Source organism: Alcaligenes ammonioxydans (genome assembly GCF_019343455.1).
Classification (GTDB): domain Bacteria; phylum Pseudomonadota; class Gammaproteobacteria; order Burkholderiales; family Burkholderiaceae_B; genus Alcaligenes; species Alcaligenes ammonioxydans.
Genome location: NZ_CP049362.1, coordinates 3,089,323 through 3,106,190, shown reverse-complemented (window position 1 = coordinate 3,106,190; position 16,868 = coordinate 3,089,323). Strand labels below are relative to the sequence as shown.

At 56.7% G+C, this 16,868-nt stretch carries 10 protein-coding genes; 5 read left to right on the top strand and 5 right to left on the bottom strand.

All coding sequences use genetic code 11. The features are described 5' to 3' along the window. Nucleotides 1–20: 20 nt before the first annotated feature. Nucleotides 21–344 (bottom strand): ArsR/SmtB family transcription factor, encoded by a 324-nt coding sequence (locus tag FE795_RS14205; protein ID WP_219235095.1) that lies wholly within the window; start codon nucleotides 342–344, stop codon nucleotides 21–23. A 599-nt stretch (nucleotides 345–943) separates the two neighbouring features. After that, nucleotides 944–1,801 (bottom strand): LysR substrate-binding domain-containing protein, encoded by an 858-nt coding sequence (locus FE795_RS14200; protein WP_059318270.1) that lies wholly within the window; start codon nucleotides 1,799–1,801, stop codon nucleotides 944–946. A 351-nt stretch (nucleotides 1,802–2,152) separates the two neighbouring features. Here FE795_RS14200 and FE795_RS14195 point away from each other — a divergent pair, with 351 nt between their 5' ends. Further along, a complete protein-coding gene (locus FE795_RS14195; RefSeq protein ID WP_003801794.1) occupies nucleotides 2,153–2,770 on the top strand; it encodes a LysE family translocator in 618 nt (205 codons plus the stop codon). Between the two features lie 252 nt (nucleotides 2,771–3,022). On the opposite strand, the gene FE795_RS14190 is transcribed toward FE795_RS14195, so the two are convergent. After that, a complete protein-coding gene (locus FE795_RS14190; protein WP_003801793.1) occupies nucleotides 3,023–4,669 on the bottom strand; it encodes a 3-(methylthio)propionyl-CoA ligase in 1,647 nt (548 codons plus the stop codon). A gap of 368 nt (nucleotides 4,670–5,037) precedes the next feature. On the opposite strand from FE795_RS14190, the gene FE795_RS14185 reads away from it, so the two are divergent. Further along, the gene (locus tag FE795_RS14185) at nucleotides 5,038–8,628 is read left to right on the top strand and encodes a BTAD domain-containing putative transcriptional regulator (protein WP_219235093.1); all 3,591 of its coding nucleotides are present in this window, start codon (nucleotides 5,038–5,040) and stop codon (nucleotides 8,626–8,628) included. Here the strand turns inward: FE795_RS14185 and FE795_RS14180 are convergent. Further along, nucleotides 8,625–9,383 carry a hypothetical protein gene (locus FE795_RS14180; RefSeq protein WP_003801789.1) on the bottom strand — a complete coding sequence of 253 codons (759 nt, stop codon included), beginning with the start codon at nucleotides 9,381–9,383 and terminating at the stop codon, nucleotides 8,625–8,627. The genes FE795_RS14185 and FE795_RS14180 overlap by 4 nt on opposite strands. Nucleotides 9,384–9,537: 154 nt before the next feature. On the opposite strand from FE795_RS14180, the gene FE795_RS14175 reads away from it, so the two are divergent. Further along, nucleotides 9,538–11,496 (top strand): alkyl/aryl-sulfatase, encoded by a 1,959-nt coding sequence (locus FE795_RS14175; protein ID WP_230406204.1) that lies wholly within the window; start codon nucleotides 9,538–9,540, stop codon nucleotides 11,494–11,496. Nucleotides 11,497–11,683: 187 nt separating this feature from the next. Continuing rightward, the gene (locus FE795_RS14170; protein WP_003801787.1) at nucleotides 11,684–15,010 is read left to right on the top strand and encodes an autotransporter outer membrane beta-barrel domain-containing protein; all 3,327 of its coding nucleotides are present in this window, start codon (nucleotides 11,684–11,686) and stop codon (nucleotides 15,008–15,010) included. A gap of 122 nt (nucleotides 15,011–15,132) precedes the next feature. Here FE795_RS14170 and FE795_RS14165 read toward each other — a convergent pair whose 3' ends face one another. After that, the gene (locus tag FE795_RS14165) at nucleotides 15,133–15,660 is read right to left on the bottom strand and encodes a DUF2478 domain-containing protein (RefSeq protein ID WP_051010430.1); all 528 of its coding nucleotides are present in this window, start codon (nucleotides 15,658–15,660) and stop codon (nucleotides 15,133–15,135) included. Between the two features lie 429 nt (nucleotides 15,661–16,089). Between FE795_RS14165 and FE795_RS14160 the strand changes: the two genes are divergently transcribed. Then, a complete protein-coding gene (locus tag FE795_RS14160) occupies nucleotides 16,090–16,839 on the top strand; it encodes an IclR family transcriptional regulator (protein WP_003801784.1) in 750 nt (249 codons plus the stop codon). The last annotated feature ends 29 nt before the right edge of the window (nucleotides 16,840–16,868 follow it).

The window sequence follows — 16,868 nt, the reverse complement described above, 5'->3', positions numbered from 1 at the left end:
TGTAGCGTTCCGAGGCCGGTTTAGCATTGCCGGCACGCGTCTGACGCGGTGCCGCAGTCCTCGCCCTGACAGCAGTTCTCGGTCAGGTAGGCGAGCAAGTCGTTCATGGTGGAAAAGGTGACGCTGTACAACAGATTGCGACCTTGACGCTCGGCGTGAATCAGTCCGGCATGGCTGAGCTCTTTCAAGTGAAAGGACAAAGCATTGGGCGCAATCCCCAATTGTTCGGCCAGGGAGCCCGGCGTCAGCCCAGATGGGCCGGTGACGACCAGGGCGCGAAACACCCGGAGACGGGCTTCATGGGCCAGAGCAGCCAGAGAGCGGATAACGTGAGATTCTTCCATAGGGCGATAATACAATAATTCAACAATCATTGAACTAAATATTTATGTTTGTTTTTTGGAGACTTCAGACTCCAGACTACGGATGCTTTTGAGACATGAAGACAATCGCTACGGTATTGGTCAAGCTCAGGGCCAAGACCCCAGCCGGGGCTGAGGTCAGGACAGGGAACACCTGCCAACTCGGAAGCGAGCGCAGACCGCGACCAGGAGCCGGATCAAGATTGAGGCCAAGATCTGAGCAGGGGCCGTCACCAAGGCCGAGGCCACGACCGAAGCCAAGGCCATCGCGAACGCTCAGTTCCGGGAGGGGCAGGTCAAGGCAACGATAGACGCAGACACCACACTAATAGCCATAGCCATGGCAACAATCATCACAACAGCAATAGCAGCAGGGACCAGCGCCGAAGAGATACCAACGGCCAGGACAGAGACCACAGCAAGCGCAATGAGAGCAACAGCAAGGATAGCAACAAGGGCAACAGCAGCGTTCAGAACAACGATCGGTACGATCTCACCGCATGAGCGGCATGAGTGGCATGAGCAGTCGTGGGCCCAGCAACTGGGTGCATGGTGTGATTTGCCAGCCGAGCCGAGCAGTGCTAGGCGGTCAGTTGTTCACTTAACCAGTCGGCAAACACTTCTGCGCGAGGATTCTGATCCAGAGTCTGGGGAGAGAGCAGGTAGTACGCCGAGCCGTCCGGAATAAAGCCCTGCGGGGCGATGAGCTGACCGCTTTTCAGTTCGTCTTCCACCATTAAACGCGACACCAGGGCTATGCCTTGTCCGGACATGGCGGCCTGAATGCATAAATAAAAATGTTCCAGCTCCAGCTTGTTGGCCGCGTGGAGAGATTGGCCGCTCAGCCGCTCCCAGGTGGCCCAGGCTTGAGGGCGGGAACTGCTCTGTATGAGCACCTGCTGGCCCGCCTCCTCGTTGTAGGGGTAATGGGGCTGGCAAACGGGCCCGATCGTTTCCTCGCACAACCTCAAGCCGCAGACCGAGTCCGCCCAATGAAAGTCATCACGACGGATGGCGAGATCCACGCCCATTTGAGCAAAGTTTACCGGCCCTCCCGCTGTAATCAAATGCACGGTGATGGTGGGATGCAGCGCATGGAAATTGCCCAGGCGGGGAATCAGCCACTTCATGGCGATGGTGGGCTCACAGGATACGGCCAGGGCATGCTCACGCTGAGTGTGCTGCAACTGACGGACCACATCCTCCAGACGCTCAAACATGGGGGTGGTGACGTGTAGTAGCTGGCGGCCTGCCGGTGTCAGAAAGACGGCCCGATTTCGTCTTTCAAACAGTTCCACGCCTAACGATTCTTCCAACGCCCGAATCTGGCGGCTGACTGCACCATGAGTGACATGCAGCAGTTGGGCTGCCTGCACAAAACTGCCTGCCTGAGCCGCGGTGTCGAAGTAGCGGAAGGCCGTGAGGTTGGGAAGATGCATAGTCAATGAAAACTCACAGAAAAGGCGCAGAATTTATCGTTTTTAAATTAGCACCGGATTATCAATAATGAAATTCTGTGTCAGCTAGTTAAATAAAAGGTTATGGGGAGTTTATTTCATCGTTTAAAAATTAGCGCTGTTTTCATAAAGAATAACAAGAACGATGGATATTCGATGAATACATGCGTCGCCAGGAAGGATTCTCCCTGTCTGAGGCAAGCAGTTTTTGCCGATGGACAGAACGAGCTCAGCGTGGCCAACCCATTCGTAGAGTGTAGGACGAACCCCTGCTTTTGGCGGGCGGCAATCTAGCTTGTCACCCCGATTTCATCAAACTTAGGCTTGTTAGAAATGTATGAACTCTTGGCAGTTGCCACTATCACTCTTTTGGCGGTGGTCAGCCCTGGACCTGACTTTGCCCTGGTCACGCGCAATGGCTATGGTTTTGGACGCAAGATCGCCTTGATCTCGGCCCTGGGTATCGCGGTCGGTGTGCAGGTGCATGTACTCTATACCGTGTTCGGGCTGGCAATTTTGATTACGCAGTCGCCTGGTGTGTTTTGGCTGATGAAGGGGGCGGGTGCCCTGTACGTGATGTACCTGGGTTACCGGACTTTTCATAACGCCGCTGGGCTGACGGTAGGGGAGGTAACGGGAAATACGCCCAGCGCCTGGCAAGCTTTTGGTATGGGTTTCCTGACCAATGCTCTGAATCCTAAAACCATGTTGTTTGTTGTGGCCACGTTCACACAGTGTGTGCAGCCAAACGCGCCCTTGTGGCTGAATTTGGCCTATGGTTTGCTGATGTCTTTGCTCCATTGGGTCTGGTTTAGCATCGTGGCCCTGGCATTTTCAACGATGCATTTGCGTACCCTTTTGCTGGCTCGACAAGGGATCTTGGACAGAGGGATTGGGGCGGCCTTGTTTGGCTTGGGGGCCTCGCTACTGTTTGCCAACGCGGTGTCATAAAGAGGCATGCTGACGCTACGGGCGCAGGCCGGATGTCAGCATGCTTTGCCCGTCTGGTCTCCCAAAGGGCGTTGTCAGTACAATTAAAAAATTAATGGGTTTTGTTTTTTATTAAAAGAAAAATATTTAATATGGCTATTGATATTAAAAATATAAAACAATAAAAAATAAAATAATGAAAATTGGTATAAAAATAATGGAAGGCATCCGTGCCGCGGTTCCCGCCTTACGCCTTCGCGGCACGCCTGTTCCTTAATTTGCCTTTTTGTCGGCCGCCAATTTGTCCAGTTCCTCTTGTATCAGCTTGCGAATGGCGGTTTTCAAGAGCTTGCCGGTTGCCGTGTGGGGCAGTTCGTCCACCACGATCAGATCGTCAGGAATGCTCCATTTGGAGACTTGCTCGGTATATAACTCGATCATGTCCTGCTTGGTGAAGGTGGCGTCGTCTTGCAATTGCACGACCAGGACTGGCCGTTCGCCCCAGCGCTCGTCGGGTCTGGCCACCACGGCCGCTTCCTTGATGGCCGGATGAGCCTGGGCAATGTTTTCCAGTTCTATCGAGCTGATCCATTCGCCACCGGATTTCACCACGTCCTTGCTCCGGTCCACGATCTGGATGAAGCCGTCCTGATCAATAGTGACTACATCGCCCGTATTGAACCAGCCATCTTCGGTGTGGGCAGAGGTATCCGTGCTATTGAAGTAGGCGCTGGCAATCCACGGGCCGCGCACCAGCATGGCACCGAACATCTTGCCGTCACGAGCAATAGGCTGACCATCATCGCCGTCCACGCGGAACTCGACGCCAAACAGAGGACGACCTTGTTTGGCCAGCAACTTGAGTTTCTCCTTGTCAGGCAAAGCCTCGTGTTTAGGCAACAAGGCCGCCGCCAGACCGACGGGGCTGGTTTCCGTCATACCCCAGGCGTGGCGCACTTGGACGCCCAGCTTCTGGAAGCGGCTGATCATGACCGGAGGAGCTGATGAGCCGCCGATCACCAGACGTTGCAAGCTACTGAAGGTTTTGCCATTGGCCTGCATCCAGTCCAGCAGCCCCAGCCAGACGGTGGGTACGCCGGCCGTCATGGTGACCCCTTCCTTCTCAAACAGCGTGTACAGGCTGGCGCCGTCCAGTTTCGGGCCCGGCAAGACCAGCTTGGCGCCCACCATCAAGGCGGCGTAGGGCAGACCCCAGGCATTGACGTGGAACATGGGCACGATGGGGGTGATGGTGTCGTTGGCCGACAGACACAGGGCGTCGGGCAGGCTCAGGGCAAAGGCGTGCAAGATGGTGGAGCGATGGCTGTAGAGCACCCCTTTGGGTTTGCCCGTGGTACCGGAGGTGTAGCACAGGCCCGATGCTGTATTTTCGTCGAATACGGGCCACTCGAAATGGTCGGATTCGGCCGCAATCAGGGTCTCATAGCAGCGCAGATTGGGCAGCAGGTCGGATTGGGGCATGTGTGCCTCGTCCGTCATGATGACCACGGCTTTCAGTGTGGACAACTGGGGGGCCAAGGTCTCCAGAATCGGCATAAACGTCAGGTCGGCGAACAGGACGCTATCAGCGGCATGTTCGATGATGTAGGCAATTTGATCCTGAAACAGACGTGGGTTGATGGTATGACACACCAGCCCCGACCCGGAAACACCGTAATACAGCTCCAGATGGCGATAGCCATTCCAGGCCAGGGTTGCGACACGGTCACCGTGTTTCAGTCCCATGTTCTGGAGTGCATTGGCCAGCTTCTGACTGCGTTTGGACAGGTCGCTATAGGTGTACCGGTGTACCGGGCCTTCAACGGTTTGGGAGACGATCTCTGTGTCTGCGTGATAGTTCGCTGCATGACGCAGTATGGATGACACTAACAGCGGGGTATTCATCATCATGCCAAGCATGGTTTCCATCCTCCCTGGGAGTCAATCAAACGGAATTGACAGGCCGGCCTGACAGCATGGGATGTGGGCAGCAAATGGATGAATGGTTACCACTGACTGTCATGGCCTCTTCAAGAACAGTAGCCTAAAACTCACAGATGCGTCTATGTGGTCGTTTGAGGGTGTTTGCGCCATCCCAAGGCTTGCCCAGAAGCGAGGAGATGGGGAAATTTCTAGACACAATTAACACTCTTTTGATTGAACAAAGAAGGGCGTTGAGTACAATCGGCAGCTAATTACAGCTTTTTTTAGACATAGTGTCGGATTTGCTGTCAATTTGACACGAGAGAGGCTGGGCGCAAAGAGCCCTGTGCTCGGAGCATCGTTCAATGATCGTGCTAGGTTTGCTGGGCCCATTTCGCTTTACGGTCGATCAGGTGGATCGCACCGCATCGCTGAGCTATGACAAGGTCAAACTGCTGGCGGCGGTGCTGTGCCTGGCGAACGGCAAAGTGCTGCATCGTGAGCGGCTGGCACATATGCTGTGGCCGGATCTGGCACGCGACAAGGCGCTATCACGCTTGCGTCATGCCTTGCATGTGTTGCGCAAGGCCTTGGGCGAGCAGGCTGTTTGCCTGGTCGCCCACGCCGAAGGCGCCATGGCGTTCAAGCCTGAATGTGTGCAGGTGGATGTGCTGGAATTCATGCAGGCCGATGCCGCGCAGAACGCGTGTCTGTTGCAGCGCTTGAGCCTGTATGGCGGTCGTTTTCTGGACGCGATTCCATCCCCCGATGCCGAAGCGTTCATTTCCTGGCGACGAAGCTGGGAAGATCGCCTAACCCTGGAGTTGTTCAGCGTGCGTGCCCGTCTGTTCGAGCAGGTTTTGCAGGCCCATCAGTGGGATCAGGCGCTTGCACTGGCGCAGGATTGGGTGCTGCAGGCCCCCGAGCAGGAGGTCTACCATCGCCTTTTGATCCGTGCCTTGATGCAAAGAGGAGACAGGCAGGCCGCCTTGCAAGCGTATGCCCATTGTGAGCAGGCTTTGCGTCAGTACCTGGGAGTACGCCCGGACCCTGAAACACGCCGTCTGGCTGAAGCCCAATGGCCGGTGGCCGCAAGCCATGCCCCCCCAACGTCCACCCAGAGTCATCGCACGGTTGCTACGCTGGCCTTGGCCTTGTCCTGGCTGCCTGCCGATGACTCTGAGGTGCATCTGGATGGGGAGCTGATGTCGGATCAGGCTGTGTCTTATCTGGAATCCTGGCACGAGCAATTGCTTGATATTTTGCGTGCGCACGGTGCATGGATAAGCCAGTCCAGCGGGTCTACGTTGCTGGCCCACTTTGCTTGGCCACATGCACAGTCCGAGCCGGTGAATCGGGCGGTTGAGCTGGCCTGTGTGATTCGTGCCTTGCGAACACCACCGGGGATCTGCATCGGTCAGGTCGTGCACGTCAGCTTGGCTTTAGTGGACGAACAGCAGGTCAATACACATAGTCTGTTCGGGCAACTGGTCATGCCTTTGGTGTGGAAGGCCAGGCATGGTGAGATTCTGTTGAGCGCTCAGGCTGTTGCTCGGATGGCGGATTGGCAGATCAAGCAGCATCGTGGCCCGGAGGGGGTGTGTTTCAGTTTGGGAGAGGGGAAATGGATGAATGACCCTCTTTACGGCTGCCAGCCCGAGTTCGAGCAGTTGGTGGCGCAATGGCAGCAGTGCAGCCGCCTGTCCCGCAAGGCCGCGTACCGAATTCATGGTGATCTGGGGTCGGGCAAATCCCGTTTAGCCCAAGCCTTGCACAGCTACATTGTGCGCGATGGTGGGCAGCCCTTGCTGATTGATTTTTCGCGCCAGGACGTACTGCAAGGCGTGCGCGAGATGATGCAGGCTCGTCTGGATGACGGCATTGGCACCCAGGACTTGCCGCTGGCCTTAAGTCAGTGCCTGCGCGACTGGTTTGGCCTGTCTGATCCCCATTGGGATCAGGTGCTGCAAGAGGCGCATCGTCAAAAAACGGAAGGCTTTCCAGGGGTGCCCGATCCGTGCCATTTGCTGCTAGCGGCGGTGCAGGCCTTTACCAGTCAGAGCCGGCCCGTGCTGGTGATTCTGGATCATGTGGATGCGCTGGATACCGGCTGTCAAAACAGCTTGGCGGCTATATGGAGTGCGGTTCAAAAGCAGCCGGCCGGAGTCTTGCTAGTGATCTTGTCACGTCAGAGCCTATTGGCGTTGGACTTTGCCCAGAGTATGACCTTGCGCCGCTTAACCGGGTCGGAGGTGGGCAAGGCGATCGGTTTTTATGCACGCGGCAAGCGCCTTTCCTCGGAGGCGAATGCGCAGATTCGTGCTCAGTGTTTGAGCAATCCCATGCTGATTAAAGACATGCTGCATTTACAGCGCTTTGGCATGCCGTTCAATTATGTGCCCCGTCTGGCAGACCGCTTGCTGCTGGATCTGGAGCAACTGGATGCGGATCGCCGCTGCGTGTTGTTGATGATGGTGTTGTGGGAACGCGCCACGCCTACGGGTTTGGCGCAGGCCTGTAATTTGCCTTTGAGCGTCGTAGAGCAATCCAGGATCAGCCTGTTGGACAAAGGCTTGTTGCAGCAAGACAGCGAGGGCCGAATTGTATGCGCCCCTTTGATGCGTTCCGCCTTGCGTCGTTTGATTGCTAAGGAAGAAAGCAAAGTCCTGTACGGTAAGCTTGCCCATAGCCTGATTCAAATGCAGCAGGCAGAAGAAGAAATAGCCGCTTGTCTGGTACAGGCCCAAAGCGCACAAGCGGCCATTTGGTGGCGCAAGGCCATTGATACGTCGCTGCGCAGCGGCGATAGCCTGCAGGCGGCACAACAGTTGTCGCAGGTCTTGAGCAGCTTGCAGTACATGAGCGATGTGCAGTTGCGCCGTCAGTACGAGCGCGACAGCTATGTCACCTTGGGGGCGCTGGAGATCAGTCGTGGTGGGCCTGCTGCCATACCCGTGTCGCGAGCGTACGCGCAGGCGGCCGGACGCAGCGAGGGCGGCGAGGAGGATCTGCCCGTGCTATGGGGGCAATGGGTGATGCTGCACGGCGCAGGCAGGCTGCCGGAAAGTCTGGCTCACGCCAAGCAGTTGCAGGAACACTCCCGGCGTCAGGGCCATAGCGCCTGGTATGGTTGGGGCCTGTACGCCGAAGCGCAATACCTGTTCTGGAAAGGCCGTGTGCAACCAGCCGAGCTGGCCCTGGACGAGGCGCTGCGTGCGCTGGCTTACGAACAGCCCGTTCCGGCCATGGATACGGCCCTGGGTCATCATTGTCCGGCTTTGGTGCATAGCCTGTTGGGCTTGACTCAGGTGTTGCAGGGGCGCTTTGAGCAGGGTGTGGCCAGTGCCCGCCATGCCCAGTTTCTGGCCAGTCAAAGTCAGTCGCGCATTTCGGCGGTAATTGCTGAAATTCAGATGCTGCGCATTCTGTATTTGCAAGGTGATCTGGAGGTGCTGACGGAACGTAGTCAGGCTTTGCTGTCCACGTTGCAGCCTGTCTTGCCGGACAGTGTCTGGTGTGCGGTTGCCGAGACCTATGTGCTGTATTGCCGCCTGGTCAAAGGTGAGGAGACTAGGTCTGAGCTGGCCCGTTTGCTTGGTTTGCTGCCTGAGTTTGCGCGCAGCATGCCGTTGGCGACGGATGCTTTTCTGTGTATTTTGGCCCGCTGCCATCTGGCCCAAGGGGAAATTGAACGTGCCAGCCAAGCCCTGGATCAAGTCTGCCAGATAGGGCAGGAGCGGGCTTCTACCCTGTATCTGCCAGAGCTTGACTGCTTGAGGGGGGATCTGGCCTGGGTCAGTGCGGATAGAGACCAGGCGCAGGTTTGCTGGGCTCAGGCCCAGCAAGAAGTCTTGCGCAGCGGCCTGTACGCCTATGAAGGTTGGCTCAAGCAACGATGCGAGCACCTCCCCGATCTGGCGGAACGTCGTGTGTGGGTTCAGCGCCACCCCGGTTAGAACTGGACGTTGATACCCGCAAAAATTTGCCACACTGGTGCGCCTGCGCCTTTCTTATCGACAGAGTATTGCGGTTCGATAAAGGCGTTGATCACGCTCTTGCCAGGTTTGAATACTTTGCCCAGACCCAGGCCCACGGGAATGTGATGGGTATGGTTTTGCAGGTCAAAGGTCCACACCCCGCTCGAGCGCAAGTAAAAACCATTAGGCAGGTTATAGAACAGGGCGGGCTGGAAGGTGGCCGTCTTGACCCTCTCGCGGTCCGAGTCCCCGGCAAAGGATTGCTGAAAAGTCAGCAGTCCGCCTGCCAGCCCCCAGTCCCTGCTGGCAACCAAGGCTGCGGCACTGCCAATTTGCCATTTGCCTTGTCCCAGCCAATCGTTCGACGCCGTAGGCATCACCAGCAAGGGGCCGATGCCATAGGAAAAACTACCAGCGTTTTTCATGAATACATCCATGAACGTGATGTCGCCCAAGCCAGATTTGCTGCCCAGACGATCGTGGTGCAAGGCCACAATCGGTACATTCAAACGCCACAGCTGCGGCAGACCAAAGGTCTTGTTGGGCAGGACGGCACGCAGCACGGTCTGATTTGCCCACGCATTCTCGAGCTTGTACAGCTCGGGTACGTAGTAGTCGTGCAAGCTGACCATGGGCCGGGGGCTTAACGGATTATTGGCGTCGTTCTGGGACTGGGCCAGGGCCCCCGAGCTGATCAGGCTGGTGGCCAACAGGCCAAATATTGTCTTTTGCATATGCATACCTCCTCGAAAAACTGAAGGTAGGAAGGCGGCGTTGAAAAAGCATTTAAAGCGGGCCACTGTGGCAAAGTCGCCGTTTGGGCTATCGGGTCCGCTTTGCTCGCAGAATGAGACGCTTGTTGAAAAAGCCCATCAGGAGGAGCGTGCCATGGCACATGCAGCAATAAGAACAGTCATGCTGGCGGCAGTAGTCAGTGCGGGTTTGGTTCAGGCACAGGCCGCGCCTGCCACGCAGGCAACTCAGGAGCGCCATGCTCAATGGATGAAAATACTCCCGTTTGATGATACCCAGGACTTCAAGAACGCCCAGCGCGGTTTGATTTATCGCGAGCCCAGCCTGCAGATCAAAGGCGTGAACGGCAATGTGGTGTGGGATCTGGATTCTTACAAGGCCTTTATCAAGCCAGATAGCGTTGCTCCCAGCACGGTGCATCCCGGTTTGTGGCGCATGTCGCAGTTGAATTTGCTCGATGGTGTGTACAAGGTGACGGACAATATTTATCAGGTGCGCGGCTATGACTTGTCCAACATCACCTTTGTACGCGGCACAAGCGGCTGGATTGTGTTTGATGTGGGTACTTCTACCGAAACGGCCGCGGCTGCGTATGCCTTGTTGCAAAAACATGTGCAGGCCGCCCCTATCAAGGCGATTATTTACAGTCATTCCCACATAGACCATTACGCCGGAGTCAAGGGACTGGTGGATCAGGCTGCGGTGGACTCAGGACAGGTGCAGATCATTGCGCCAGAAGGTTTTGTGGAGCATGCCATCAGCGAGGGGGTGATTGCAGGCAATGCCATGAAGCGTCGTGCGACTTATATGTATGGGGCCTTCTTGCCGCGCGGCCCGGAGCATAGCGTAGGCTCGGGGCTGGGCATGACCAATCCGCTGGGTTCGGTCTCCTTGATTGCACCGACGCGTTCGATATCAAGATCCGGTGAAACACTGGTGGTTGATGGCGTTGAAATGGTCATGCAACTGACACCGGGCACTGAAGCTCCGGTAGAGATGAATACCTATCTGCCACAATTCAAAGCCATGTGGATGGCCGAGAACACGACCAACACCATGCACAATATTCTGTCCTTGCGCGGTACACAGGTGCGGGATGCCAGGCAATGGGCCAACTACATCAATGAAACCATTGACCTGTTTGGCGACAGCACGGAGGTGAAGTTTCAGGCGCACCACTGGCCTGTGTGGGGCAAGGAGCAGGTCCACGATTACCTTGTCAAGCAGCGTGATTTGTACAAGTACATTCACGATCGCAGTGTGAACCTGATGAACAAGGGCTATACCGGCGAAGAAATTGCCGAGCTGATCGAGCTGCCCGAGTCTTTGCAGAAAGACTGGGCAACGCGCGGTTATTACGGCTCACTTAAACACAATGCACGGGCGGTGTATCAGTACTACATGGGCTGGTACGACGGCAATCCCTCCAGTCTGGATGTCTTGCCACCAACGGCAGCAGGGGCGAAGTATGTGGAATACATAGGGCGTGATCGGCTCCTGCAAAAAGCAAATGAAGACTTTGATCGCGGTGAGTATAGATGGGTTGCCATGGTGGTGAAGCATTTGGTCTTTGCCGATGCGAAAGATGCAGAAGCACGCCAATTGCTGGCCAATAGCTACGAGCAACTGGGTTATCAGGCCGAGTCCGGGCCGTGGCGGTCCATCTATCTGCAAGGGGCCCTGGAGCTGCGCAAGGGTGCGCCGGATCTACCTGTGCCTCCCAACAATAATGCCGATCTGCTCGCTGCCCTGACCCCAGAGATGATGTTTGACTTGATGGCCGTGCGTCTGGACGACGAGAAGGTCAAAGACAAGGAGCTGACTGTTGCTTTTCATTTTGTGGATATGGACACGACGTATACCGTCAGCATTGGCAATTCGGTGCTTAATTACAGTACGCGCCCCGGTTTGCCGGCTCAAGCCACCATGTCAGTCAGTCTGGCGGATTTCAAGCTGATTCAAGGCAAGATGCTGGACTGGAAAACGGCCATGAAAACGGATCGCGCCAAGCTTCAAGGTCTGGGCCGTAAGTTTCAGGAATTTGGAGGTCTGTTTGAGGAGCCTGGCTTGTGGTTCAACATCGTGACGCCTTGAGGACGGTGCTCAGGACCGCGTGGCTTGACCGAGTGTTTGTTGCGATGCGACGACAAGGGTCTTTGGCGGGTATGGATTAAACGTTTTCTGTGCATTATTTGCATTAAGGTGCTGGCTCGAGGGCGGCCTGTGGTGGGTTTATGGCCAGGGACGCCTTGTGCCACACTCAAGCCAGGAACCTTTGTTTATGTCCGCGACCTTGAAATCCCTGTTCAGTGCTGGTGTCTTGCTGGCAGCGTCGGTGAGCGCTCAAGCCTATCAGTCTGAAACGATCCATAACAAGAAAGGGGAGGCTGTATTTGAACTACGCATTTACGGTACGCAGGATGGCTCCTACTCTATCGATGATCCGGTCAATGGGCCACGATCCGTTTTTGATCTGGACGATAATGCGCATGCGAAAATTCGAGGCGCCTTAAGTCGCTGGGCAGAAATCGTCTCTTTGAAGCCGGGGCATGTGCCCGCCATTATCAATATTGGCACAGTAGGCGGTCAGGATGCTCGGGCGGGGACCACGGTGACGCCTGACCCAGACTCCGCAGGCTCGCTTTACCTGCTTCTGCCTCAGGCTGCCTTACTCAATAAGCTGGACAGCGATCAACTTAAGCACCCTCTTGCCGAGGTTGTGGTGGGAACCATCGATTTTGATACCGCTGCGCTTCGGCCCAGCCAACTTCCCCTGAATGCCCAGGCAGATTATGCGGCTGTCATGTTCCATGAGTTTGGCCATACGATGGGAATGATTGGTGTGGCCGTGGACGCCTGGGGACTAGGGTCGGATACGCCGTACATCCGTCCGGTTTTGACGTCATGGGCGCAGGGTTTGCGCGATGACAATGGCAATGCGGCCCGGCCCGGACAGGCGGTGCTGTGCTCGATGTGCAATAACGCTTACGACCCAGACGCGTTTGACTTGCGCAAGGACCAGGGCTATTTCACGGGCCAGCATGTGCAGGAAGTCATGGACGGCGCCATGCCCGGCATACCGGTGCGGATTTTGGGCTATGTAAATACGCAGCCATTCGGGGTGGATACGGATTATATGGCGCATTCAGAGCTGCGCAACAGCTTGATGAGCCACCAGTCTTATCGCAATTACACCACGATGATGGAAGCGGAGCTGGCATCCTTGCAGGATATGGGCTTGAAGATCGACCGACGTAATTTCTATGGCTATTCTGTCTACGGCGATGGGCTCACATTGACGAGCAAAAATGGTTTTTTTGCTCGAAACAGCGAAGGGACGGCTTATCTGCCGGGCCAATACAACCAGGCTACTCAAGGCGTGGGGTTGCATATTTATGGGGAGCGCAACACCCTGACCCAGGCGGCTGATTTGTTAAGTGCCGGTCCCGGCGGAGTCGGTGTGCGCGTGGATGGCAGCGAAAACACACTCATCATTCCCGAAAGTACCCGTATTCACGCGCAAGGCTGGTATGGCCGCGGCCTGCAGTTCAGCTATGGTCGCGAACACACGATTGTGCAGCGGGGCGAAGTACGCGCTGAGGGAGAGGACGGCGTTGCCGCGCTGTTTGACTTCGGTCATAACGCCATGGGCAGTTTTGCAGATGGTATTGAGGGAGGTGACTATCGTGGCTCCTGGTTGGTGAATTTCCGGGGCACCCTGGTTGCCGCCGAGGAATTACCCTTGGCTTTGCAGGGCGCGCTGATCAAGGACTACCACCTGTCTGGCCTGTTGTCGGGCAGGAAAGCGGCCATTCAGATTTCCGACAATGCACAGGTTGAAAATATCAATGTCCTGCAGGGGGCCCGGATTCAGGGCGATATCCTGTCTGACTATTCCACTCGCCAAAGCAATGGCGAGCTGTTTGTTACCCATGTGAATTTTGGGCAGAAAGCCGATGATCAAGGGCGCGCCACGAGGCAGGCCGATCCTGATTTCCGTCTGCGCTACGAGGGTAATATTCAGGGTGTCGATAATCTGGCCGTCGTGATTGCGGGCGGGGAAAGCTCGCTCAATGGCCAGCATCAATTGCATGGTCTGCGTGTGGATGCAGGCGCCACGCTCAGCGGCAACAGCAGTTACGTCATCAATCCGGAAGGCAACTTCAGTAACCACGGTACCTTGAGTCCGGGTAATTCATTTGGTCAGATGACGATTCAAGGCGATTTCATTCAGGCCCCCGAAGGCCGGGTGTTGATTGAAGCGGACACGCGTCAGCATGATCGGATCGAGGTGCAGGGGCTGGCTCAACTGGCTGGTGAACTGAAAGTGCAGTTGCAGCCGGACTGGTATGCCGATGGTTGGTCCCTGAGCCAGAACACGGTCTTTCAGGCCACACAGACTCAGGGTGGTTTTGATCTGTTGACTGCCAGCCTGAACTCGCCCAGCCTGCGTGTTCAGGTCAATAACGGCGGTTGGTCGGTTAGCCGTGACGCGGCGGCTTACTCGCCCTATGCAGTCAATCCTAATGCGGGTGCCGTGGGCCGCAGTCTGGAGCAGGCTTCTACTGACAATCAGCGTCCCTTGGCGTCTGTCTACCAGGCGCTAGACTTTTCCAGCGCGGATGGCAGCCAGATCGGTGACGCACTCAATCAGCTCAGTGCCGGCGCGTACGGGGCGCAATTGGCTGCCAGCTTGCGCAGAGAGCAACTGGTGTCCGAGCAACTGCGTCAGCGACCTGGTCTGGGCAAGGATGGATGGCAAACCTTTATTCAGCCTTTTGGGGGCCGTTACCACTGGCAGTTAAGTGCTAATGAGGTCGACCATCGCAGTCAGACTTACGGGGTGGTGTTCGGCGCGGAGCATCGCGCTGCTGGCAGCGATTGGAGCCTGGGCGCTCATGCAACTGCCAATGAGCAGAGTTTGAATATAGATGCCCCTTATCAGGGCAAGAGCACGCTGACGGGTTTGGGCGCCGGCGTCCATGCCTTGTATCGTGCCGATGCTCGCGAGGGTTGGCAAGGTCTGGCGCAAGTCCGTGTGGGTTTGGAGCAGGGCAAGCTGAACCGACGCATCGCGTTTTCTGATTATCAAGCGAACCCCAAGTCCGACTGGACCGGTCACACCTTTGCAGCGGGCATCCAGACAGCCTATAACTGGCCCTTGGGCGAGGCTGGCAGCATAGGTCCCGTTCTGGCTCTGGATTACCTGCGTTACAGCCGTCCCGGTTTCAGTGAGCAAGGCGATGCAGGCAGCCGCTTGCAGCTGGATTCGACCCGTGCCCAGTCCTTGCAAGCCTCGCTGGGTCTGGCGGTCAGCCAGGCTTGGGAGCTGAAACAGGGTCGTCGTTTGCAGGCCGAAGTGTCCGCGTCCTGGGAGCAGGCTTTGTTAGGCCGCAAGCAGACGCAGTACGCACGGTTTGAAGCCTCACCCCAGACAGGTTTTGATGGTCGCTATGCGCGGGTCGACAGTCATGCGCTGGCCTTGCGCGCAGGATTGACGCTGCAAAGCTCGGAGCGTTTGCGTGTGGGGGTGTCGGCGGGAACCCGTTTACTGGGCAATAGCCGGGCGGATATCTCGGGCAATGTGTCGCTGAACTGGGCGTTCTAGGCCTTGTTAGTCGTCATTTTGAACGCTTGCTGTCTGTGTGTGTCCCGTCAGCTTGCCTGGCTGGCGGAGCGACTCCGGCAGTCAGGCAAGCTCGCTCAACGTAGTCCGGTCAGGCGTCCGGTTCAGGCGGCCTGACGGCTGCTCTCGAACCAGTTCCACAGCGCCTGATGCTCGGGCTCCAGTTCCACCGCCAGGCCCCCTGTGAACGCGCGCCATGCAGGCAGGTAGGTATGAGACACAACAGTCAGTACCGGGTAGCCTTTATCGATCAAGGCCAGGATTTCGTCGTTAAAACCTTGACCATCGGCTTCCATAATTCCAAAACGATTCACAATCACCAGATCGGCATGACTGTCCAGCGCCTGTCGTAGCACTTCGCTGGCGTGCAGCAAGGCGCCAATATCCAGGCGACAGGCGCTGGATTCGGTTCCCAGATTCTGAGTGATGGGGTAGAGAGTGCCTTTGTCCAGATCCTGCACGGTGCGCAGGCTGTGATCTCCCTTCTGGATGGCGGGGCCTTGCACCAGGCCGTAGACACGGTAATGTTGAGCGCGCAGCGCCTGTATGAATTCCAGCAGCAGGGCATCAGCACTGCCTTTGCCCGCATGTACGATGGCGGCAAGGGCAACGGGCGTAGAAGGGGTGTCCATCAGGGTTGAGCTCCGGTCTGCTTTTTGATTCATGGCATAAAGACTCTTTTTACACGCTTTCGGCAAAGGCTGGGAAGCGGCAAGTGAGATTGTGTTTTGGGTAATGCTTGGCCTATTTTGAGGGCACGCAGAGGGCGTCCATGTGTAATTGATACCCCGGGCTTCTCGCGTGACAGGCTGCAACCTGTCAGCCCACCGACACGTTTGCCATCTTGCAGGTCAATCTGTCAGGGGAGAGTGAGTGGGATAATAGTCCGCCAGCCAGCCCTCAATCCTGCGGACAGGCGCGTGCCAGGTGCAATGCTTTAGATGAACAGGCAAAGGTCGAGCAGTCTGTTTTGTTTTTGAGTCAGTTCCCCCACTCTCACAGGCAGAAGTCCGGTTCCATGAGACAATTCATGCACTTTTAGTGATGGATGGGATATTCGATTGGACAAGACTTTTGTTAAGGGCCTGGTGCTCCTGGAAGCCCTGGCCAAGCACGAACGAGGCTCGGGCGTGACCGAGCTGGCCAATCAACTGATGCTCAATAAAAGCAATGTGCATCGTTTGCTGCAGGCGCTGGTTCATCAAGGCTTTGCGCGCAAGAACGAAGACACCGGACGCTATGAGCTGACCATGAAGCTCTGGGAGCTGGGCTCGGGCCTGGCCAACCGGCTGGATGTGCGGACGGAGGCCTTGCCCTTCATGAAAGAGCTGGCCGAGCAGACTCAGGAAACCGTCCACCTCTCGCTGCTCGATGGGGTAGAGGTGCTGTATATCGAAAAGATGGACAGTCCGCAGCCGGTGCGAGCCTACACCACCGTGGGCGGACGCTCGCCTGCGCAGTGCGTGGCCACGGGCAAGGCTCTGCTGGCCTGGGCCAGTGAAGACACGCTCAATCTTCTCAAGAACCGCCTCAAGCCCTATACCCCCCGTAGCCTGGTCAAGTTTGGTGATCTGCGTCGCGAGCTGGAGCAGGTGCGCGAGCAAGGGTTTGCACTCAATCGTGGCGAATGGCGTGAACAGGTCGTGGGCGCGGCCGCGCCTATTTACGATAGCCGTGGAATGGTGGTGGCGGCTTTGGGGATTTCCGGGCCTGCGGAACGGCTGGAGGAGGCCCGCTTGGTGCAGGCCGGTAAAACACTGGTGACGGCCGCCGCGCAGATCTCGCGCCGATTAGGGTATAGCGGTCGCTAAACCGCTGTAGCGGATAGGTTCCGGGCTGG